This window comes from Mesorhizobium sp. M0751 (assembly GCF_040320265.1).
Classification (GTDB): domain Bacteria; phylum Pseudomonadota; class Alphaproteobacteria; order Rhizobiales; family Rhizobiaceae; genus Mesorhizobium.
On sequence record NZ_JAMYPH010000019.1, the window covers coordinates 93,928 to 114,903 of the forward strand.

Genomic DNA, 20,976 nt, shown 5'->3' on the forward strand with positions numbered 1-20,976 from the left:
GGCGATCGAAAATGGGGCGCGCGCTTGACCAGCCACCCCGGCCATAGCGCCAATGCCAAGCATGCACTAACATTCCAGCTTGACCCCAGTTGGGGCTGGCCAGTGATCTGTTCAAATTGGGGAAGTACCCATGACCAATCATTGCTGTGGACCGGGCTATGCTTCTCCAGCAGAGGCGATGAGGGCACCTCGCGAAAAGCTGCTCTATACGATTGCCATCTACACTGGCACGGGCATTCAGAAGCCGGACTATTTGTGTACCATTGATGTCGACCCGGAGAGTTCGACCTACAGCCAAGTGATTTCACGTTTGCAAATGCCGGGTATTGGCGATGAGCTTCATCACATGGGCTGGAATGCCTGTTCGTCCTGCCACGGCGATGCGAGCATGGAGCGCAAGTATCTGATTGTGCCGGGTGTGCGCTCGACCAGTCTGCATATTGTCGATTGCGCAACCGATCCCCGCAATCCGACACTGTTCAAGGTCATAGACGGCGCTGAAATCAAAACCAGGACCAACTTGTCGGCGCCGCACACAGTGCATTGCCTCGGCTCGGACATCATCGTTTCCATGCTTGGCGACGCTCAAGGCAATGCCCCAGGCGGCTATTTGCAACTCAACAAGGAGTTCGAGATTGTCGGCCGTTGGGAAAACTCCATGGGCAGCATCAAGTTTGGTTATGATTTCTGGTACCAGCCGCGACATAACGTGATGGTCAGCTCGGAGTGGGCGGCGCCCAATACCTTCATGCCTGGTTTTGACCTGGAGGAGGTTGGCCATCTGAAATATGGCCGAGAGATCCATTTCTGGGATTTTGAGAAGAAGAAGCCAAAGCAAACATTCTATCTCGGTGAGGATGGCTTGCTCCCACTCGAAGTGCGATTCCATCACAATCCAGACAGCAGTCACGGCTTTGTTGGCGCGGCCCTTTCTGCAAACATCATCCATTGGTGGAAGGATGCGGCGGGTGACTGGCAATGGGAAAAAATTGTCGATGTTGGCAATGAGCCGCATCCCGAATGGCCGATCCCGATACCGGGCGTGATCTCGGTCATTCTGCTCAGTATGGACGATAGATACCTCTATCTCTGCAACTGGTTGCATGGCGACATCCGCCAATATGACATCTCGGACCCGCACAACGCCAAGCTCACCGGACAAGTGTGGATGGGCGGACTTCTCGGCCGTGCGCCTGAGGTCAATGGCGTGAAAGTGACTGGCGGGCCTCAGATGATACAGCTCAGCCTCGACGGCAAGCGCCTTTATGTGACGACCTCGCTCTTCTCGACCTGGGACAATCAGTTCTATCCGGAAATCCGCACCAATGGCGGATGCATGCTGATGGTCAATTGCGATACGGAAAACGGCGGCATGGAAATTGATCCGCGATTTGTCGTCGATTTTGGCAAGGAACCAAATGGACCAAGCCGCTGCCACGAAACCCGTTATCCCGGCGGTGATTGCACGAGTGACATCTGGGTATGACCAGCTTCACCATCACCCTCGCCAACCAAGGCGGTGCGGCCTTTGACGTCGATCACCGCAAGCCCCTCTTGCAAAGCCTGCGCGAGCAGGGCGTGGACCTGCCCTACGGGTGCAAGTATGGCGGCTGCATAACCTGCGCGGCCAAGATAATCAGCGGCAAAGTCAGTCAAAAGGCCCAGCGGGCGCTGAACAACCGCCAGATCAACAATGGCTATATAATCCTCTGCGTTGCCCGCCCTATGAGCGACTGCACGCTGGAGGTCGGCGTTGAAAGCCACGACAAGCTCTATCGCAACCCCTTCCTGGATCCCTTGGCCGCACATGAATTGAAAGCCGATATTGCGACCCCGTTGGAAGCAAAGAAATGACCCATATGAATCACGATGAGCCCTATTCGGAGGCTTATCTGCAAGACATTCTCAAGTCGGTCAAAACCATCGCGATGGTGGGGGCCAGCCCCGACAAGACCAAGTTTTCCTATGGTGTTCTCAGGGTTCTGCACGAAACCGGCTATGACATGATCCCGGTCAATCCCACTCCCGGTCTGGATGAAATTCGAGGGCTCAAGGTGTACCCGTCACTGGCGGCCATCGACCGGCCTGTGGATATGGTTGAGGTTTTTCGCCGCTCCGAAGACCTGTTGGAAGTTGCACAGGAAGCCATCGCAATTGGTGCCAGGGTTCTGTGGAGTCAGATTGGGGTCCGCGATGACACCGCCGCCCTGTTGGCGGAGGAAGCGGGCTTGAAAGTTGTGATGAACCGCTGTCCCAAGATTGAGTTGTTCCGCCCCTTCTGGAAGCCGAAGTTGCACTTGGGAATATGATTGCAGGGTCACGGAATTCGGCGTTGTAGCGGTAGCCGACCTGTTCCCTTGGCCTTAGAGCCTGTTCCATCCCGATTGAATCGGGATGGGGCTCTATGTCTTTGTTTGAGCATGATCTTTTCCGAAAACCGGATTCCACTTTTCGGGATCATGCTCTAGACGGTGATTGAATTTTGCCTGAGGTACGATGCCAGATGGTCGCTGAGATCACGCGCGTCATCGCCGGCGCCGTCGATCAGAGCAGACTTGCGGCGGCGCAGAAACTGCATTCCCATCAGGTACATTCCCGGATGTTCTGCAACGCCGCCGTCGTGACGGACGTGGCCTTTGCGATCGAGGACCGGCAACTCCAGCCAGGAGTAGTCCGGCCGGTAGCCGGTGGCCCAGATGATCGTCCTGATCGCGCCTCCGGTAAGGTCGAGGCCGAGCGGCGGGTTGTCCTCGACACGGGTCGGCGGCAGGCGATCCGGCGGCCCGACCGTAGCGTCAAGGCCGTTGGCGCGCGCCCACTCGTCGATGAGGTCGAGCAGTCGGGCCATCTTGAGATCGGAAAGCGCGCACATGTTGCGCAACGACCCCGCAAACTGGGCCTTGCCGTCTTCGGTGATACCGGCGAGGCGGCCGATGAGCCTGACACCGAGGTCGACCAACGCATTGAGGTCGAGAGTCGTGCGGTCGGGTGTGCCGGCAAGCTGAAGCGAAGGAACCCGTCGCGCCCGTCTGATGTCGTCTACCTCGTCGTAACGCTCGTCGAGCACGCCTGCGGCGTCCATCCACCATTCCAGGTCCTTGCCGCGATAGACGCGGGGCGCCCGGATATGCTCGCCCACCGACAGGGTCACTTGACGCCCCGAACGTTGCAGCTCCTTTGCGATCTGGGTGCCGCTCGACGAGGCGCCCACCACCATCACGCCGCCGTCGGCGACCTGAGCCGGATTGCGGTAGGACTGTGCAGTCAGCATGGCGACCGACGGCGGCACGCGGACGGCCAAATCGGGCAGGCGTGCGATGTTGCACGCGCCCGACGCCAGCACGACAGTTCGGCAGCGCCACTCGCCGCGGTCCGTGCGCACGAGATATCCCGCCCCATCGCTGCGAACCGAGGTAACGGTCGTATGTGTTCTGACTGGAGCCGAGATCGCCCTGGCATAGTTCCCGAGGAAGTCGATCACTTCAGGCATCGTCCGGTAGCCGTCGGGGTCGTCGCCATCGTAGCGGAAGCCCGGCAGCCGGCTCTGCCAGTTCGGGGTGAGCAGCCGCAGCGAATCCCATCGCTCGGTGCGCCACGTATGAGCGATCTCGCCGCGCTCCAGCAGCACATGGTCGATAGAGCGCTCCGCGAGGCAGCGGCTCATCGCGAGCCCCGCGTGCCCTGCGCCGACGATCACTGTGGTGACGGAACTAATCGCGCCCTCTCATCAGGAGAGTCTACGGCTCGAAGCGCCTTTCAATTCACCACGACCGTGACGTTCGTCGGATTGGTAACAATGTCATAGACAGCCGACCGCTTCTGCGACTGAGCGACGAGAGCCTCGATGTCCTCGCGCTTGGCGTCGGCGTCGATGTTGTACTTCACCGTGATACCACTGAAGCCGTTGCGGACGTCGCTGTCGATGCCGAGTATGCCCGCGATATCCATGTCGCCTTCAATGGTCGCCTTCACCGACTTCAACTGAATGTTCCGGTTCTGGGCAACAGCGGCGATGCCGGCTGTCAGGCAGCTCGCCAGCCCGACCAGCACGTATTCGACAGGCGTGGCGCCCTGATCCAGGGATGCGAAGACCTCCGGATGGTCGGCATCGAATGCGAAGGTGGTCTTGCGATGCTGGTCCTGGCCGAGACCGTAGAAGCTCTCGACCGTCGAGTGGCTGTGGGTGCCATCCTTCCATTCGCAGGCCGCGCGCCACTTGAACTGCGCGGCCTCTGGGGCGTTGGTAAGCGCTTCGCGTGCGCCGAGCAGCGCCTCGACGTTAACGCCATTGTTTGCCTGTACTTCGGAAGCCATAATTATCCTCCCTACTTTGCACTGGCTTAAAAACCCGACCGATCCCACTGACCTCCTGATCAGATTTTCACCAGGGGGTGGCATGCTATGGGTAGCGAAGCGTTTCTTCAAGTTGTTTCCGTAGAGATATAGTCGCCCTCGTGTACCGAGTTGCGCCTTTCCAGGCTAAGGGTGCCCTGCGTGTCTGTCCGGGTTGGTTCCGCAGCCCGGGTGCCGGCCATAGGCATCGTGATGCAGTTCTTGAAGGTTGCCGGCAAGCTAGCGGACTGCATTTCCGCAGGGCGATCTTCCTGGCGTTGCGAACAGCTCGTTCGCCGCCGTTAACGGGCATTCAGAACCTGTGAAATCGATTTCGGCTGCTGGCCGCGACGACGACCTCCAGCGCGGTCAACTGCAATGTCTACTCCGGACGGAGGCAAAGTTCGCCTCTATAGCCGACATATGGCGCAAGGCGGACCTGCCCAATGTTTCATGCGCGAACGCCTGGGATGCGAGCGCCGCCATTAACCATCGATTAACTATCCGGTCGCCTTTAATTCAATTTTGCGGCATACTGATTTGGGTAGCGAGGCTGCTCAAGCAGACTGCAACAAAAAGGGTAATTCTCCTGTTCGCGCATTGTCCCTTCACTCGTGCGCGACAGTCGAAATTGTAAAAAGAAACGACGGAACACCGTCGTCTCATGGGGAGGCGCCAGCATCATGTTTGATGAGGAGCGCCTGAATGAAGATCGAAGACGCAGTTACGGCTGTGACGTCAGAAGCGAGCACGCTCATGTCTTGCCTCGGCCAGCCCGTTGTCGCCTACCACGTCATGGAAATCATGACAGAGACAGACCTGGTCCACGCCCGCGAGATGCAGCACGCCCTGATGCGACGAAGCATCGAGGCTCTTGTCGATGATGGCCTGGAAGGCGTCGCCGCCGAACATTTCGCATCCCAGTTCGACGGCCGCGTCGGCTTGACCTGGAGACTCCTGCACGCATCCGACGGCGTGGCGCATTGATCACGACCAGAGCGGTCTTGGCAGGGTCAGCTTCGCGGAGCGAAGCCGATGATCGACGAAGCCGCCGATCGTCGGTAATTTCCGCACGGCTGCCGCCGATCTTGAGATTGCGGCTTGCGAGGAATAGGCATGGGCGGGCGAGGCCGATATTCTACGCGTGGATTCGTCGGTCCTCGACGCTCTGCCACTCTGGAAGCAGGACTAACGCGATCAAGGCGTAGGAAAAAAGCACGCAGGCCCGTAATATAGCGCCCCGGCGTGGAAAAGGCGCTGGCTCCCCGGGCCGGATTCGAACCAGCGACCAACCGGTTAACAGCCGGTTGCTCTACCACTGAGCTACCGGGGAACAGAGGCTCTCATGTGAGTGGGGCAGCCTATAGCAAACCCGTTTCGGCTTTGCAAAGAAGCATTTTGCATTTTTTCGGTGCTTTTTGGCGCAGGGCTTTCTGGCAATGGCCGGCGAGCGCCCTCATATGAGCTGTCTCTCGCCTGTCACGGAACAGAAAAGGCCGTTGCGGCTTTCTCCGGCTGACGGTGCTACTGATGCAAACGGATCGACCTTTCACATGACGGCAATGAGCGACGAACAGCCACCGGCCCGGAAAATCTCGGTCTTCGGCCGCCAGTTCACCATGCCGCGCTCGCGCGGCCTCAGGATTGCGATCGGCGTTGTGCTGATCATCGGCGGCATTCTCGGCTTCCTGCCGATCCTGGGTTTCTGGATGGTACCGATCGGATTGCTGGTGCTCTCTTACGAATTCGCATTGGTGCGCCGTCACCGGCGCCGCTTCGTCGTCTGGTGGGAGCGACGGCGCCGGCCGGATTGAGGTTGCCTGCTGACAGGCCGGAAACAGGCAATTGTTTGAGAGCGGTGTGCTCCGCCTATGCACTACCGAGGTTGGTCGAAGCAGCTTTCCAGGCGTTCGCAGAGCTCCTTGAGAACGGCGGTAGCCGATGCCAGCCGCGCCCGGTCGCGCGGCGGCAGGCTGTTTGCGCCTTCTATGCCGAGGCGGTCGATGGCGTAGCGCACAAGCTCTGCAGACTGCGACAATCCGCGCGGTGTGCCGTCTTGCGTCGCTGCTCGAGCCATGGCGGAGCCTCCTATCTGCCCAATGTGATCGCCGGTATCGGGTTCCTCTCGCCGAGAATCATGCTTAACGATAAGCTAATATGTTATTGCTAGCATGGCATTGCATTGATAAGCAGGTGCCTCGATGTCGGAAGAACCGTTGGGAATGCATGGTGGCCGCTTGACGGCATTTTCGCCGCAACCTATTGGAGCCGGGTGGAACGCCGGGAGCAACGAGGCCTCGTGGCGGAGTGGTTACGCAGAGGACTGCAAATCCTTGCACCCCGGTTCGATTCCGGGCGAGGCCTCCAATACCCGAGCTCCCGCGCGTCAGCGCCAGGGGGCTTCAGTTCCGGTCGAAACAGCCGCGGCCTTCGCGCGGCAAGCGGATGGTTGGAACATGAGCGCTGATTTTGCCGAACGCCGCGTGAAGATGGTCGACGGCCAGATCCGCACCACCGACGTGACCAGCGCGCCGTTGCTCGAGGCGATGCTTGTCGTGCCGCGCGAGGCCTTTGTTGCCTCCGGCCAGCGCGATCTTGCCTATATCGATGAGGACATCCGCATTGCCGATACGGCCGATGGTCCGCGCTATCTGATGGAACCGTCGCCATTGGCCAAGCTGATGCAGCTGGCCGATATCGGCCCAAGCGATTCGGCACTCGACGTCGGCTGCGGCACCGGCTATGCGGCGGCGATCCTGTCGCGGCTGGCAAGGTCCGTGGTCGCGCTGGAAAGCGATGCGGCGCTGGCCGAGACCGCCACCTCGACGCTTGCAGAACTTGGTTGCGGCAATGTCACTGTGGTCCACGGGCCGCTGCCGCAAGGCCATGCCGCCAAGGCGCCTTACGACGTCATCCTGATCGGCGGCAGCGTCGGCGAGGTGCCGGCGGCGCTGCTCGACCAGCTTGCCGAAGGCGGCCGACTCGTCGCCGTTGAAGGGCAAGGCAATTCGGGCGTAGCCCGGCTTTTTTTTAAGACTGGAGGGGTTGTAACGGGAAGACGCGCATTTAATGCGGCAATTAAGCCACTACCGGGATTCGAACGCATTCCCGCCTTCGAATTCTGAGTGATTTTGCCTTGCAGCGAAGGCGTTGTCATGATCGCTTGCGTTTGAACAATCGTTGCTGATCTGCATAACCGGGCGTTTCTGGGGGCTTTCAGCGGGGGAACGATAAAAAACGCGGCGCCGGCTGATCAGAAGGAGAAGCCAGCGTGGCGCAGTTCCCGTGCAAAACGAATGAGGGAATATAACGTGCCGTCTGTACGCAAGTTGCTTTTTACCGCTGTCCTCGTTTCGGCGACAGCGCTTTCTCCACTGGCCGCCTCGGCCGAAACCATCCTCGGGGCACTTTCAAAGGCCTATCAGAACAATTCCTCGCTTAATTCTTCACGCGCCGGCGCCCGCGTCACCGACGAGGGCGTTGCCATCGCCAAGTCCGGCTGGCGCCCGACCATCACTGGTTCCGGAAGCATTGATTATAGCGCCAGCCACAGCAACCGGTTGCACCGGAACATCTCGATAACCACCGGCAACTTCGGCGTCGAGATCGACCAGACGCTGTTTGACGGTTTTCAGACCAGGAACAATGTGGCGGCCGCCGAATCGCGGGTCCGCGCTTCGTTCGAAAGCCTGCGCAACGCCGAAGAAAACACGCTTTTCAACGCGGCAAGTGCCTATATGGACGTTATCCGCGACCGCCAGGTCGCCGTGCTGACCGAACAGAACCTGCAATTCCTGACCGAGCAGGCGCGTGCGGCGCGTTCGCGCTTCGAGGTCGGCGAAGGTACGCGCACCGACGTCGCGCAGGCCGACGCCCAGCGTGCCTCCGCGGTGGCGCAGTTGAGCGCCGCCCGTGCGACGGCGCTGGCAAGTGCTGCGACCTATCGCCAGATCGTTGGCGACGAGCCGGGCAGGCTCAGGCCGGCTTCGCCGGTGTCGAAGCTGTTGCCGTCGAGCCTCGATGCGGCGATCGCGATCGCATCGGCCGAGCATCCGGCCATCCTCGCTACCGCGCATCTGGTCGACGCGGCGGCGTTTTCGGTGAAGTCTGCCGAAGGCGCGTTGCTGCCGCAACTGTCGGCGTCGGCAGGTGTTTCGAGCGCCCTTCGCGGCACCGCGCCCGGCTCGCTCTCCTCGACACAGGATGGCGTAACCAATTCGGCGAACATCGGCGCGACATTGACGATACCGATCTATTCCGGCGGCCGGACCTCGGCATTGGTTCGCCAATCAAAGGAATCACTCAGCCAGGCCCGCATCGAGGTCGATGTCAGCCGCGACACCGTGCGCCAAGCGGTGACCTCGGCATGGTCGCAATACACAGCCGCGCAGCAGAGCGTCACGGCCAACCGGCAGGTGGTCGCCGCCGCACAGCTTGCCTTGAACGGCGTCATCGAAGAGCGCAATGTCGGCCAGCGCACCACGCTCGATGTTCTCAACGCGCAGGCGACGCTCATCACCGCCAAGATCAATCTTGTCAGCGCCGAACGCGACGTGGTGGTGGCAAGCTATGCCATCCTCTCGGCGGTTGGCCATTTGTCGGCAGAGCGCCTTGCGCTCAACGTGACGAAGTACAGGCCGGAAGAGCATTACAACGCCGTCAAGGACAAGTGGATCGGCCTGCGCACGCCGGACGGCCGCTGATCGCCAGGCCGTGTTTTCAGCCCGCGCTCGAACGACGCGCGGGCCTCAACTCCCGACCCTAATCTGTTGAAATCCGAGATGTCGCCAGATTGGGGATTCTCGCAAGGCGTTCCGTCGGTTACGCTGTTGCCATGATTCGAATCCGGCATTGCCGGACAGGAAATCTGAGAACGAGTCACAAGGGCGGCGGATGTGACGATGGCGACGGCAAGCAGCGTACAGCGCGAACCTTCCATGGAAGAAATACTGGCTTCCATCAGAAGGATCATCGAGGACAGCGATACCGGCCGCAAGCAGCCGGGCGACGCGGACGAGCTGCGCCAGGACCTGCAACCGGCGCCGGCTGCGGGACGGGCAGCGGAGGGGGATACGTTCCGTTCCGAACTGCGCGGCGGACTGGAGATCGCCAAGCCGGCCACGCGGGCCGAGGTGCAGCCAACGGTCGCGCCGGTCATTGAGCGCCTGGAAACGCCGCTCCGCCCCGGCCCGGTAAAAGCAGCGGTGACGCTGGCTGAGGTGAACGCCGCTCCCGAACCGCCCGCAAAACCGGATCGGCCTGCGACGGCCAAGGCTGCCGAGACGACCGACACCATCATTGCCGATTGGCGGCGCGAGATCGCCGCGGTCGGCGACGCGATGGGCAAGCCGGAGCGCGCCGAGCCATCCCATACGCCGGACGCCGAGCCGAAGGCCGAGGTTTTCGAGGGCGAGGCGACTGCTGGACCTGCGCCGGAGCCTTCGGAGATTGGGCTGGAGCCTTCGGAAAGCAGCCCGGGACCTTCGAAAATCGGCCCGGAACCTTCGAAAATCGGATTGGCGCGTCCGGCGGCCAGCGAGGCGCCGCCCGCACGTCCGGCGATCCTTTCGGAGCATACGGGCCGGCAGGTTGCCGCCGCCTTCGGCGAGCTTTCCGACGCGTTTGCCAGCCGCAGCAAGAAGACGTTCGACGAGATGGCAGAGGAGATGCTGCGGCCCATGCTGCAGGACTGGCTGGACAACAACCTGCCGACGCTGGTCGAGCGGCTAGTGCGCGAGGAAATCGAGCGCGTCGCGCGCGGCGCGCAATAGCAATTCGGAGAGCCGCCGATGGGCGGCGCTCGACCGGCGAATTGTCGAAATCGTCGCTGCCCCTCATCCGCCTGCCGACAGGCGCCATCGGCGAAGCATCCAATCTCCCCGCAAGGGGGGAGATCGGATGTCTCTTTGGCTTTCGCCAACCACTAAGGCTGGAAGGCACGGCAAGGGGCAGCGCAAACCTGACGCGATTGCCTTGTAACATTCAGTTCCGCGAGTTGCCCCGAACCATCCCGGCGCTATCTATCGGCCATGCCCTTGCGGTTGACTTGGCAACAACCTTCCGATTTACACCGGACCACAAATTCCGGACAGCGCGGACCGTTTTCCCATGCTCGAAAAGACCTACGACGCCAAAGCCGTCGAGCCGAAGATTGCCAGGATCTGGGAAGAGGCCGACGCGTTTCGGGCCGGCGCCGGGGCCGAGGAGGGGGCTGAAGCCTTCACCATCGTCATCCCACCGCCGAACGTCACCGGCTCGCTGCATATGGGCCATGCGCTCAACAACACGCTGCAGGACATTCTGGTGCGCTTCGAGCGCATGCGCGGCAAGAATGTCTTGTGGCAGCCGGGCATGGATCATGCCGGCATCGCCACGCAGATGGTGGTCGAGCGCCAGCTGATGGAAAAGCAGATCCACCGCCGCGACCTGACGCGCGATGAGTTCATCGACAAAGTCTGGGAGTGGAAGGACGAGTCCGGCGGCGCGATCCTCAACCAGCTGAAGCGGCTCGGGGCCTCGGCCGACTGGAGCCGGGAGCGCTTCACCATGGACGAGGGCCTCTCCAAGGCCGTGCTCGAAGTGTTCGTGACGCTCTACAAGGAAGGGCTGATCTACAAGGACAAGCGCCTTGTGAACTGGGACCCGAAGCTGTTGACCGCCATCTCGGATCTCGAGGTCGAGCAGCAGGAGGTCAACGGCAACCTCTGGCACTTCCGCTATCCGGTCGAAGGCACGACATTCGATCCGGAAAATCCGAAGACCTTCATCACCGTTGCGACGACCCGGCCGGAGACGATGCTGGGCGATACGGCTGTTGCTGTGCACCCCGACGACGAACGTTTCCGGCATCTTGTCGGCAAGAACCTTGTTCTGCCGATCGTCGGCCGCGGGATCCCGGTGGTCGCGGACGAGTATTCCGATCCCGAAAAAGGCAGCGGTGCGGTCAAGATCACGCCGGCGCATGACTTCAACGATTTCGAGGTCGGCAAGCGCCACCGGCTGCCGGCGGTCAACATCCTCACCGTCAATGCGGCGGTGAGCCTCAAGGACAATGAGGACTTTCTCGCCGGACTGGACGTGACGCCGGAGCGCCAGGCCGTCTGGGACAGCCTCGACGGCCTCGACCGTTTTGATGCGCGCAAGAAGATCGTCGAGCTGATGGAGGCGGGCGGCTTTCTCGAGAAGGTCGAGCCGCATCGCCACGCGGTGCCGCATGGCGACCGCGGCGGCGTGCCGATCGAGCCGTTCCTGACCGACCAATGGTATGTCAATGCGGCGGAACTGGCCAAGCCGGCGATCGCCTCGGTGCGGGAGAGCCGTACCAATTTCGTGCCCAAAAACTGGGAAAAGACCTATTTCGACTGGATGGAGAACATCCAGCCCTGGTGCATTTCGCGCCAGCTGTGGTGGGGCCACCAGATCCCTGCCTGGTATGGGCCGGACGGGCACGTCTTTGTCGAAAAGACCGAGGAAGAGGCGCTCGGTGCCGCCGTCGAATATTATCTGGCGCTGGAAGGGCCGTGGAAGGCCTGGGTCGAGGACAAGCTCGAGAATTTCCAGCCTGGCGAGATCCTGACCCGCGACGAGGACGTGCTCGATACATGGTTCTCGTCGGCGCTGTGGCCGTTCTCGACGCTCGGCTGGCCGGACCAGACGCCGGAGCTGAAGACCTATTACCCGACCGACGTGCTGGTCACCGGTTTTGACATCATCTTCTTCTGGGTCGCCCGCATGATGATGATGGGCCTGCATTTCATGGATCAGGAGCCGTTTCATACCGTCTATGTCCATGCGCTGGTTCGCGACAAGAACGGGCAGAAGATGTCGAAGTCGAAAGGCAACGTCATCGATCCGCTCGAGCTCATCGACGAATACGGCGCCGATGCGCTGCGCTTCACCTTGACGGTGATGGCAGCGCAAGGGCGCGACGTTAAGCTCGATCCGGCCCGCATTGCCGGCTATCGCAATTTCGGCACCAAGCTGTGGAACGCGACGCGCTTCGCCGAGATGAACGAAGTGGCGCGCGACGACGATTTCTGGCTGCAGGACGCGAAGCTGGCGGTCAACCGCTGGATCCTGACGGAGCTGACGCGAGCCGCGCGCGACATTACCGACGGCATCACCTCGTACCGCTTCAACGAGGCGGCGGGTGCTGCCTACCGGTTCGTCTGGAACCAGTTCTGCGACTGGTACCTGGAACTGCTGAAGCCGGTGTTCATGGGCACCGACGAGGCCGCCAAGGCCGAGAGCAGGGCATGCGTCGCCTTCGTGCTCGACGAGATCTACAAGCTGCTGCATCCGATGATGCCGTTCATGACCGAGGAACTGTGGGCCGAAACCGCCGGCGAGGGCAGGCAACGGCCATCGTTGCTTTGTCATGCAGCATGGCCGTCGCCCGACTTCGAGGACGAGGCGGCCGCCGCCGATATCAACTGGCTGGTCGATCTCGTCTCCGGCATCCGCTCGGTGCGTTCGGAAATGAACGTGCCGCCGGCGGCGATCGCACCGCTCGTGGTGATCGGCGCCAACGAAGCGACACGCGAAAGGCTCGAGCGTCAGGGCTCGGCTATCAAGCGTCTCGCGCGGGTCGGCGACATCTCGCTCGCCGAGGCGCCACCGAGGGGATCCGCCCAGATTGTCGTCAACGAGGCGACCATCTGCCTGCCGCTCGGCAGCCTGATCGACCTTGCCGCCGAGGCAGCGCGCCTGCACAAGGAGCTTGCCAAGGTGACCGAGGAAATAGCGCGGCTCTACAAGAAGCTGTCCAACGAGAAATTCGTCGCCAACGCGCCGGAAGAGGTGGTGGAGGCCGAGCGTGAAAAACTCGCCGAATATCGCGAGGCGCAAGAGAAGCTTTCGGTGGCATTGGCGCGGGTGCGCGACGCTGGCTGATCGAACAGATTGGGCCGGCTGATCGAACAAATTGGGCCGGTTGATCGAACAGATTGGGTCGGCTGGCCGCAACAGATTCGCCGGTCACGAATCTGCTTTCAAGACAGGCCGCTTGCCACGAAAACAGGCATTCCGCAGCGTAAATCTTGAGGCAAACTGAATGTTTTTGCCCCATTGTTGCCGTAATGTAACAATGGCTGACTGGGCACGCAAAATGCCCTGTTCTGTAGTGTTTTAGGTGGTATTCCCGAGTTTTCTCGTCAATTTGTATTGAGGCGGCCATTTTCCCGCCTCGGGAAAAAGACCGCAACCTTGTCGGAAATGCGTTCCGCCAAGGTGTACATGTACGCACGGCGAATTCGTTGTTGCGCCGTTAACCTGAATTGGTTCTAGCTTGATGCAAGGATATTTCGGGGAGGAGATTCATGTGTTATTCGCGTCTGAAAGTGCTGCTGGGCGCGGGGGCTTTTTCGCTGGCTTTGGCTGGGACGGTGCAGGCCGGGGGCTTTGACCGGGGCGGCGTCAACATCGACCAGCTGTTCGACGCGGCGCCATATTCGTTCGATGCGGGCGTCACCTATGTTTCGCCACAGCGCAAACTCAAGAATGTGCAGCGTCTGGATGGCTCGGGATTGTCGACGTCGGCGGTGGATGTTGGCGGCGACTATGCGGTGCCGCATGTCGGGCTAAAGGCCAACCTCTTTGAACCGGTGGATTGTCTTGCGACCTATACGGAACCGTATGGTGCGGATGCAAAGTTCGGCGCCAACAACGCCTATTCGCCGACAGCGGTCAAATACGCCGTCGACACAAACGATTTCGGTCTTACCTGCTCCTACAAAGTGAACGTCGGCAAGGGCGCCTTTCGGTTCATCGGCGGTGTCTCGTACCAACAGGTCGACGCGTTTCTGTCCCGCCAGACACTGCTCGCCTTCGGCAATACCGGCCTCGGCGTGTTCAAGCTGTCCGACGAGGCGTGGGGTTGGCGTGCGGGCGCAGCCTATGAGATCCCCGAGATCGCCCTGCGCGCCAGCCTGATGTACTCTTCCAGCTACAAATACGATGGGCTGTCGGGAACCGTCGACACGACCGGCTTCAGGGGCGGCTTTCCAGCGGATCTGGTTCCTGGCTCTACCGGCGTGTACCCAGTCTCGGCGTCGGCTGAGATACCTCAAGCTCTGGAATTCAAGCTGCAGAGCGGTATAGCTCCTGGCTGGCTGGCCTTTGGTTCCATCCGCTGGCAGGAGTGGAGCAAGCTTGGCGTCATCGCCATCAATGGCGTGCGCAGTCCGGTGACCGGTGCTCCCTCGCCCGTTTCATTCGACCTGCTTTATCGCGACGGCTGGACGGTCACGGGCGGTATCGGTCACAAGTTCACCGATCAATTGTCGGGCGTGGTTTCGCTGACCTGGGATCGCGGCACCTCGACGACCTCCGGCTATCAGTCGGATACCTGGGCCGTGGCTAGCGGCGTCTCCTATTCGCCGAACGATCAGGTCGAGGTCAGGCTAGGCGGCTCGATCGGTGTGCTGACGAGCGGGTCGTCGACTTTCAGCGGTGTCGGCGACGTGGCAAATGCCGTCACCTATACCTACGGCAACGACCTGCTTCTCGCCGGTTCGGCTTCCGTCAAGATCAAGTTCTAACCACAGATTTTTAAACGACAAAACGGCCGGGCACTGCCCGGCCGTTTCGTTCGCTGGGTCGTCCGGCGTCCGGCGGGCGCAACAATTGCCCCACATGATGTTCGTTCCTGTAATTGTGACGTTTTGGCAACAGTTTCTGAACAACCCTCGCGCCAACCGGCCGCCCGGGAACATTGCCCATTTCCCGCCATAAACCCGGCGCACCTCGAACTTGTCTCGGGACACGCGCCAAAAGGCTAGGCGAAGAGGCAGGCCGCACCGCCCGCGGCAAGGACGAGTATGGACGCCAGAGGGATCTCCAAGGCCAAGCTGCCGAGCCGCCACGTGACCGTTGGTCCCGAGCGGGCGCCGCATCGCTCCTACCTCTATGCGATGGGGCTGTCGGCGGCCGAGATCGCGCAGCCTCTGGTCGGTGTCGCCAGCTGCTGGAACGAGGCCGCACCCTGCAACATCTCGCTGATGCGCCAGGCGCAAGTGGTCAAGAAGGGCGTGGCATCCGCCAACGGCACGCCACGCGAATTCTGCACCATCACCGTTACCGACGGCATCGCCATGGGCCATCAGGGTATGAAGTCGTCGCTGGTGTCGCGCGAGGTCATCGCCGACTCGGTCGAGCTCACCATGCGCGGCCATTGCTACGATGCGCTGGTTGGATTGGCCGGTTGCGACAAGTCGCTGCCTGGCATGATGATGGCCATGGTGCGCCTCAACGTGCCGTCGATCTTCATCTATGGCGGCTCGATCCTGCCCGGCAGCTACCGTGGCCGGCAGATCACCGTGCAGGACGTGTTCGAGGCGGTCGGCCAGCATTCGGTCGGCACCATCGGCGACGCCGAGCTGCTCGAGATCGAGCAAGCTGCCTGTCCGTCGGCCGGCTCCTGCGGCGCCCAGTTCACCGCCAATACCATGGCCACCGTCGCTGAGGCGATCGGCCTGGCGCTGCCCTATTCCTGCGGTGCGCCGGCACCCTACGAGATGCGCGACCGCTTCAATTTCGCTTCCGGCGAAAAGATCATGGAGCTGATCGCAAGGAACATCCGCCCGCGCGACATCGTTACTATAAAAGCGTTGGAAAATGCCGCGACCGTGGTCTCGGCCACTGGCGGCTCGACCAACGCGGCGCTGCATCTGCCGGCGATCGCGCACGAGGCCGGGATAAAGTTCGATCTTTTCGACGTGGCCAGGATATTCGAGAAAACACCCTATATCGCCGACCTCAAGCCGGGCGGCAAATACGTCGCCAAGGACATGTTCGAGGCCGGCGGCATTCCGCTCTTGATGAAGACGCTGCTCGACCATGGCTATCTTCATGGCGATTGCCTGACGGTGACCGGCCGCACTTTGGCCGAAAATATGGAACATGTTTCCTGGAATGACAGCCAGGATGTGGTCCGTCCCGCCAACAGGCCGATTACCCAGACCGGCGGGGTCGTGGGCTTGAAGGGTAACCTTGCCCCCGAAGGCGCGATCGTGAAGGTCGCCGGCATGACGGAGCTGAAATTCTCGGGTCCGGCGCGCTGCTTCGATTCGGAAGAGGAATGTTTCGAAGCGGTTACGCATCGCAACTATAGCGAAGGCGAGGTTCTCGTCATCCGTTACGAGGGTCCGCGCGGCGGCCCGGGCATGCGCGAAATGCTGTCGACGACGGCGGCTCTCTACGGCCAGGGCATGGGCGGCAAGGTGGCGCTCATCACCGACGGGCGCTTTTCGGGCGCAACGCGCGGTTTCTGCATCGGCCATGTCGGGCCCGAAGCGGCAGTGGGCGGCCCGATCGGGCTTCTTAGGGATGGCGACTTGATCTCGATCGATGCGGTGAACGGCACGATCGAGGTTGCATTGTCCAAAGCCGAACTGGCGGCGAGGGCAAAAGGATGGAAGGCGCGCACGACCGACTATCAGTCGGGCGCGATCTGGAAATACGCACAGACGGTCGGATCTGCCCGCGACGGCGCGGTCACCCATCCCGGCGGTGCCAGAGAAACACACTGCTATGCGGACATCTGAGTTGTTGAGGTCGTCTGTCCTTTCGGCACTGGTTGCGCTCGCCACTTTTGGCGCGACCTTGGGCGCCGTCGGCCAGGCCATGGCCTTCGACGACAAGGTGTTCGACGACAAGACCGGTGTGAAGCCGCAGTCGAGCCCGTGGGCGGTGTTCCAGTTCGGCTTTTCCGCCTACAAGAACGGCCATAAGGAGCAGGCCGCGGAAGCCTATAAATATGCCGCCGAGAACGGCCAGATCGGCGCCACCTGGAAGCTTGCGCGCATGTATGCGGAAGGCGATGGCGTGGCGCGAGACGACTACGCGGCATTCAAGTTCTTCAGCGAGATCGTCGACCAGGATGTCGAGCCCGGTTCGCCCGAGGAAAGCTATGTTTCGGACGCGCTGGTGGCGCTTGGTGACTATCTGAGGAAAGGCATTCCCGGCAGCCCCGTCGAGGAGAACGAGGTGGCGGCCCAGGAATATTACATGCGTGCCGCCGCCAACTACCGCAATCCGAACGCCCAGTTCGAGATGGGCCAGATGTTCCTCAAGGGCGAGGGCGGCGTTAAGGCCAGCGTCAAGCAGGCCGGACGCTGGTTCCAACTGGCGGCCGAAAAGGGCCATGCGGGCGCGCAGGCGACGCTCGGCAACCTGCTTTTCCAAAGCGGCAAGATCGTGCGGGGGCTGGCGATGATGACCGCGGCGCTCGAACGGGCCTCACCCGCCGACCAGCCATGGATCCGTGGCATGCAGGAAGAAGCGTTTGCCGCCGCCGGCGAAGCCGACCGCCGCACCGCGATCTCGCTGGCCGACGACATCCTCACCAAGGGTGGCGGCGACCAATAGGCCGGCAGAAATTCCGTTTGAAATCAATTATCGGTCGGTTCCGCCGGCATGCCGCCGGGCGCCGGTGTTGAGATCGGCGTGCCCTGCAGATGTGGGGCCAGCGTGTTGTCCGGGCAGCCATCCCGCTGCTTTGTCCAGGACGTGTTGTTGAGCACCATCTCGCAACGGGCGAGGTAGCTTTGGCCGGCAAGCGTCAGGCAGGCGACCCGGCCGATCTGGAATGATTTGCCGTTGGCAAGGCACTCCGCATCGGCAAAAGCCGGCGTCGCCACCGCCATCGCAAGCGCGCAGCCGATCGGGCAGAGTGCAAATCGAGTAGTCATGGGAACCCCAGCCACCATGATGATTTCTCATCAAGCACGCGATTTGTGGCGATAAGAGGTCAACTTATCAACGTGCCGCCGGACAGCAGCTCCGGTCAGGCCGGCTGCAGCGCCAGATCGATCGCCACCGGCACGTGGTCGGAGGGCTTTTCCCAGGCGCGCACCTGCTTTTCGATCGAAGCCGAGGAAAACCAGTTGGCGGCTTCGGGCGACAGAAGCAAATGGTCGATGCGAATGCCGTTGTTCTTCTGCCAGGCGCCGGCCTGATAGTCCCAGAAGGTAAAGACGTCCGGGGCATCGGTGACGGCACGCACGGCTTCGGTGAAGCCGAGATTCTTCAGCCGCCGGAACGCCTGGCGCGTCGCGGGCTGGAACAGTGCATCGCTTAGCCAGTTTTCCGGATATTTCGCGTCGATCGGGTCGGGGATGACATTGTAGTCGCCGGCCAGGACCAGCGGCTCTTCCAGAGCAAGCCGCTCCTCGGCCCAGCGCTCAAGTCGCGCCATCCAGGAAAGCTTGTAGGAGAACTTCTTCTCGTCGTCGATCGGATTGCCGTTCGGCAGATAGATCGAGGCAACGCGCAAGGCGCCCTTGTCGGTCGAGAACACGCCCTCGATGAAACGCGCCTGCTCGTCGGCATCGTCGCCCGGCAAGCCGCGATTGACCTCGTCGAAACGCAGCTTCGACAGGATGGCGACGCCGTTGAAGCCCTTTTGGCCGTAAGTCTCGACATTGTAGCCGAGCGCCTCGATCTCGGCGCGAGGAAACTGCTCGTCGACCGTCTTGATCTCCTGCAGGCAGGCGATGTCGGGCGCGCTTTCCGTCAGCCAATGGGTCAAATTGCCGATGCGGGCGCGAACGCCGTTGATGTTCCAGGTGACGATTTTCATGGTGGCCTCGATAGGCTGGTGGTCCGGAGACTAGCGATCCGGTGGATGACGTTCGACAAGGCCGATCGTATTGCCTGCCGGGTCCTTTAGGAAGGCCATCCATTCGCTTTCCCCGGCCTGGCCGAACAGGCCTTCGGTGTCGCGATGGACGAGGGCCGGCGGCGCGGTGAAAGGAACGCCGGCGGCCTTGGCCGAAGCGTGAAACTCGTCGAGGCCGGATATGTCGAGATAGACGGTGCCGGCCGGCAGGCCGTCGGTGAAAAGCAGGCGCACGTCACCGGCCAGGATGAAGGCGATGCCCGGCGGATCGAAACGCGCATGCAGGCTCATGCCGAGCACCTCGCGCCAGAACGCCAGCGTTGCATCGAGGTCGCGCCCGGCGGAAAGCGCGACCTGACGGACCGCGCCGATGTCGGGCATTTCTAGATCGAGAAGCTGGTGCCGCAGCCGCAGGAGGCGACCGCATTGGGGTTTCTGATCTGGAACGACTGGCCCATCAGATCGTCAACGAAATCGATCACCGAGCCGCCCATATAGACCAGCGACAGGTCGTCGATCAGCACGGTGGCCCCGTCCTTTTCAATGGCGACGTCATCGTCATTGCGCCTGTCGACCAGGTCGAACTTGTAGGAGAAGCCGGAACAGCCGCCGCCCTCGACCGAAACGCGCAGGGCCGTCTTACCGGCTTCGCTCGCCACAATCTTGGCGATCCGCCTAGCGGCGGCGTCGGTCATCTCGACTTTCATGGCGGTCTTGGCATCAGCGCCCATGGGCGTCACCTTGCTTTCGGTTTTGTATGATAGGTATGAAGCGCGACGGGGCAAGTCAACTGCGGCATACGCTATGACCAACGAGTTGGGCGACATCGGATTCGGCTATCGGCCGCGCGCGGCCTATGCCAGCGACCCGGCGAAGTCGCGCGGCCGGCTGTTCGACGAGGTGGAAAGCCCGACGCGCACGCCGTTCCAGCGCGACCGCGACCGCATCATCCATTCGACGGCGTTCCGCCGGCTGAAGCACAAGACGCAAGTGTTCGTTGCACACGAAGGCGACCATTACCGCACGAGGCTGACGCATTCGATCGAGGTAGCGCAAATCGCACGCGCTCTGGCGCGGGCGTTGCGCGGCGACGAGGACCTGGCCGAGGCGGTGGCCCTGGTGCACGACTTCGGCCACACCCCTTTCGGCCATACCGGCGAGGACGCGCTGAACGAGAAGATGGCCGCCTGGGGCGGCTTCGACCACAATGCGCAGTCACTGCGTGTGGTGACGCGGCTGGAGCGGCGCTATGCCGAGTTCGACGGGCTGAACCTCACCTGGGAAACGCTGGAGGGGCTGGTCAAGCATAACGGGCCATTGACCGATGCCAAGGGGAAAGGGCTGAAGGGGCCGGTGCCGCAGGCGATCCGCGACTATTCCGAACTGCACGACCTCGAGCTCGACCGCTTCGCCGGTATCGAGGCGCAGTGCGCCGCGATTGCCGACGATATCGCTTACAACACCCACGACATCGATGACGGCTTGAGGGCAGGGCTGTTGACGCTGGATATGCTGGAGGGCGTCTCGCTGCCGGGGTCAATCCTCAAGGGCGTTCGTGAGCGCTATCCGGCGCTCGATGATGTACGCACCGGCCACGAGCTGATGCGCCGGCAGATCACCATCATGGTCGAGGACGTGATCGTCTCGACGACGGCCAATCTGGCGCGCATCAAGCCCGGCAGCGCCGAAGCGGTAAGGGCGGCCGGCGAGACGATGGTGAGCTTCTCCGCCAAGACGGCCGCGTCGGAAAAGGAGCTGAAGGCCTTTCTCTACAAGCATCTCTACCGGCACGAGGAGGTCATGCGGGTGCGCGCCGATGCCGACCAGATCGTCAGGGACCTGTTCGACGTCTATTTCGCCGATCCGCGCGCCATGCCGGATGGCTGGCGCGAAGGGCTCGACCGGGCAGAGGACCGCGTCAAGGCGCGCAGTGTTGCCGATTTCCTGGCCGGCATGACGGACACTTATGCGCTCAAGGAACACAGGCGTTTGTTTGACCATACGCCGGATTTGAGCTAGGGCGGGCG

Annotated in this window: 20 protein-coding genes and 2 tRNA genes; 14 read left to right on the top strand and 8 right to left on the bottom strand. The window is 61.7% G+C overall.

Features of this window, described 5'->3' with window-relative positions; translation table 11 throughout:
- Window positions 1-130 precede the first annotated feature (130 nt).
- Genes NKI19_RS25325 through NKI19_RS25335 form a run of 3 tightly spaced genes read left to right on the top strand, consistent with a single transcriptional unit; the run spans window position 131 to window position 2,309 of the window.
- Window positions 131-1,486 carry a selenium-binding family protein gene (locus tag NKI19_RS25325; protein WP_352490612.1) on the top strand — a complete coding sequence of 452 codons (1,356 nt, stop codon included), beginning with the start codon at window positions 131-133 and terminating at the stop codon, window positions 1,484-1,486.
- The gene (locus NKI19_RS25330) at window positions 1,483-1,854 is read left to right on the top strand and encodes a 2Fe-2S iron-sulfur cluster-binding protein (RefSeq protein ID WP_292406710.1); all 372 of its coding nucleotides are present in this window, start codon (window positions 1,483-1,485) and stop codon (window positions 1,852-1,854) included. The genes NKI19_RS25325 and NKI19_RS25330 overlap by 4 nt, the downstream gene beginning before the upstream one ends.
- 5 nt (window positions 1,855-1,859) lie before the next feature.
- Complete coding sequence (locus tag NKI19_RS25335) at window positions 1,860-2,309, top strand: CoA-binding protein (protein ID WP_352490755.1); 450 nt, start codon at window positions 1,860-1,862, stop codon at window positions 2,307-2,309.
- 155 nt (window positions 2,310-2,464) lie between these two features.
- On the opposite strand, the gene NKI19_RS25340 is transcribed toward NKI19_RS25335, so the two are convergent.
- Window positions 2,465-3,697, bottom strand: a complete 1,233-nt coding sequence (locus NKI19_RS25340) for an NAD(P)-binding domain-containing protein (protein WP_352490611.1) — start codon at window positions 3,695-3,697, stop codon at window positions 2,465-2,467.
- Window positions 3,698-3,756: 59 nt separating this feature from the next.
- Window positions 3,757-4,314, bottom strand: a complete 558-nt coding sequence (locus NKI19_RS25345) for an OsmC family protein (protein WP_292664767.1) — start codon at window positions 4,312-4,314, stop codon at window positions 3,757-3,759.
- A gap of 723 nt (window positions 4,315-5,037) precedes the next feature.
- Here NKI19_RS25345 and NKI19_RS25350 point away from each other — a divergent pair.
- Complete coding sequence (locus NKI19_RS25350) at window positions 5,038-5,319, top strand: hypothetical protein (RefSeq protein ID WP_352490610.1); 282 nt, start codon at window positions 5,038-5,040, stop codon at window positions 5,317-5,319.
- Window positions 5,320-5,590: 271 nt separating this feature from the next.
- Here NKI19_RS25350 and NKI19_RS25355 read toward each other — a convergent pair.
- Window positions 5,591-5,665: transfer RNA gene (locus tag NKI19_RS25355), tRNA-Asn, on the bottom strand.
- Between the two features lie 220 nt (window positions 5,666-5,885).
- On the opposite strand from NKI19_RS25355, the gene NKI19_RS25360 reads away from it, so the two are divergent.
- Entirely contained in the window at window positions 5,886-6,146 is a 261-nt protein-coding gene (locus tag NKI19_RS25360) for a hypothetical protein (protein ID WP_023676401.1), read from the top strand.
- A 62-nt stretch (window positions 6,147-6,208) separates the two neighbouring features.
- Here NKI19_RS25360 and NKI19_RS25365 read toward each other — a convergent pair whose 3' ends face one another.
- On the bottom strand, window positions 6,209-6,409 hold the full coding sequence (locus NKI19_RS25365; RefSeq protein ID WP_352490609.1) for a hypothetical protein: 201 nt from the start codon (window positions 6,407-6,409) through the stop codon (window positions 6,209-6,211).
- Between the two features lie 216 nt (window positions 6,410-6,625).
- On the opposite strand from NKI19_RS25365, the gene NKI19_RS25370 reads away from it, so the two are divergent.
- The 8 genes from NKI19_RS25370 to NKI19_RS25405 all read left to right on the top strand — a co-directional run bounded on the left by NKI19_RS25370 (window position 6,626) and on the right by NKI19_RS25405 (window position 17,697).
- Window positions 6,626-6,699 (top strand) — tRNA-Cys (locus NKI19_RS25370).
- Between the two features lie 89 nt (window positions 6,700-6,788).
- On the top strand, window positions 6,789-7,457 hold the full coding sequence (locus NKI19_RS25375; protein ID WP_352490608.1) for a protein-L-isoaspartate O-methyltransferase family protein: 669 nt from the start codon (window positions 6,789-6,791) through the stop codon (window positions 7,455-7,457).
- Window positions 7,458-7,643: 186 nt separating this feature from the next.
- The gene (locus NKI19_RS25380) at window positions 7,644-9,035 is read left to right on the top strand and encodes a TolC family outer membrane protein (RefSeq protein ID WP_352490607.1); all 1,392 of its coding nucleotides are present in this window, start codon (window positions 7,644-7,646) and stop codon (window positions 9,033-9,035) included.
- Between the two features lie 198 nt (window positions 9,036-9,233).
- Window positions 9,234-10,103, top strand: coding sequence for a DUF2497 domain-containing protein (locus tag NKI19_RS25385; RefSeq protein ID WP_352490606.1), 870 nt, complete (start codon window positions 9,234-9,236; stop codon window positions 10,101-10,103).
- A 337-nt stretch (window positions 10,104-10,440) separates the two neighbouring features.
- Window positions 10,441-13,224, top strand: coding sequence for a valine--tRNA ligase (locus tag NKI19_RS25390; RefSeq protein ID WP_352490605.1), 2,784 nt, complete (start codon window positions 10,441-10,443; stop codon window positions 13,222-13,224).
- Between the two features lie 425 nt (window positions 13,225-13,649).
- A complete protein-coding gene (locus tag NKI19_RS25395; protein ID WP_352490604.1) occupies window positions 13,650-14,870 on the top strand; it encodes an OmpP1/FadL family transporter in 1,221 nt (406 codons plus the stop codon).
- A gap of 279 nt (window positions 14,871-15,149) precedes the next feature.
- Window positions 15,150-16,874 (top strand): dihydroxy-acid dehydratase, encoded by a 1,725-nt coding sequence (ilvD, locus tag NKI19_RS25400; protein ID WP_352490603.1) that lies wholly within the window; start codon window positions 15,150-15,152, stop codon window positions 16,872-16,874.
- A complete protein-coding gene (locus NKI19_RS25405) occupies window positions 16,861-17,697 on the top strand; it encodes a tetratricopeptide repeat protein (RefSeq protein WP_023678939.1) in 837 nt (278 codons plus the stop codon). The genes ilvD and NKI19_RS25405 overlap by 14 nt, the downstream gene beginning before the upstream one ends.
- Before the next feature lie 23 nt (window positions 17,698-17,720).
- On the opposite strand, the gene NKI19_RS25410 is transcribed toward NKI19_RS25405, so the two are convergent.
- From NKI19_RS25410 to erpA, 4 genes are all read right to left on the bottom strand, one after another.
- On the bottom strand, window positions 17,721-18,038 hold the full coding sequence (locus NKI19_RS25410; RefSeq protein WP_352490602.1) for a hypothetical protein: 318 nt from the start codon (window positions 18,036-18,038) through the stop codon (window positions 17,721-17,723).
- 77 nt (window positions 18,039-18,115) lie between these two features.
- Entirely contained in the window at window positions 18,116-18,910 is a 795-nt protein-coding gene (gene xth, locus NKI19_RS25415) for an exodeoxyribonuclease III (RefSeq protein ID WP_352490601.1), read from the bottom strand.
- Window positions 18,911-18,940: 30 nt separating this feature from the next.
- A complete protein-coding gene (locus NKI19_RS25420) occupies window positions 18,941-19,330 on the bottom strand; it encodes a VOC family protein (protein ID WP_352490600.1) in 390 nt (129 codons plus the stop codon).
- A gap of 2 nt (window positions 19,331-19,332) precedes the next feature.
- Window positions 19,333-19,680, bottom strand: a complete 348-nt coding sequence (erpA, locus tag NKI19_RS25425) for an iron-sulfur cluster insertion protein ErpA (RefSeq protein WP_254818314.1) — start codon at window positions 19,678-19,680, stop codon at window positions 19,333-19,335.
- A gap of 73 nt (window positions 19,681-19,753) precedes the next feature.
- Between erpA and NKI19_RS25430 the strand changes: the two genes are divergently transcribed.
- Window positions 19,754-20,968: a deoxyguanosinetriphosphate triphosphohydrolase gene (locus tag NKI19_RS25430; RefSeq protein ID WP_352490599.1), complete on the top strand. Its 1,215-nt coding sequence runs from the start codon at window positions 19,754-19,756 to the stop codon at window positions 20,966-20,968.
- Window positions 20,969-20,976 lie beyond the last annotated feature (8 nt).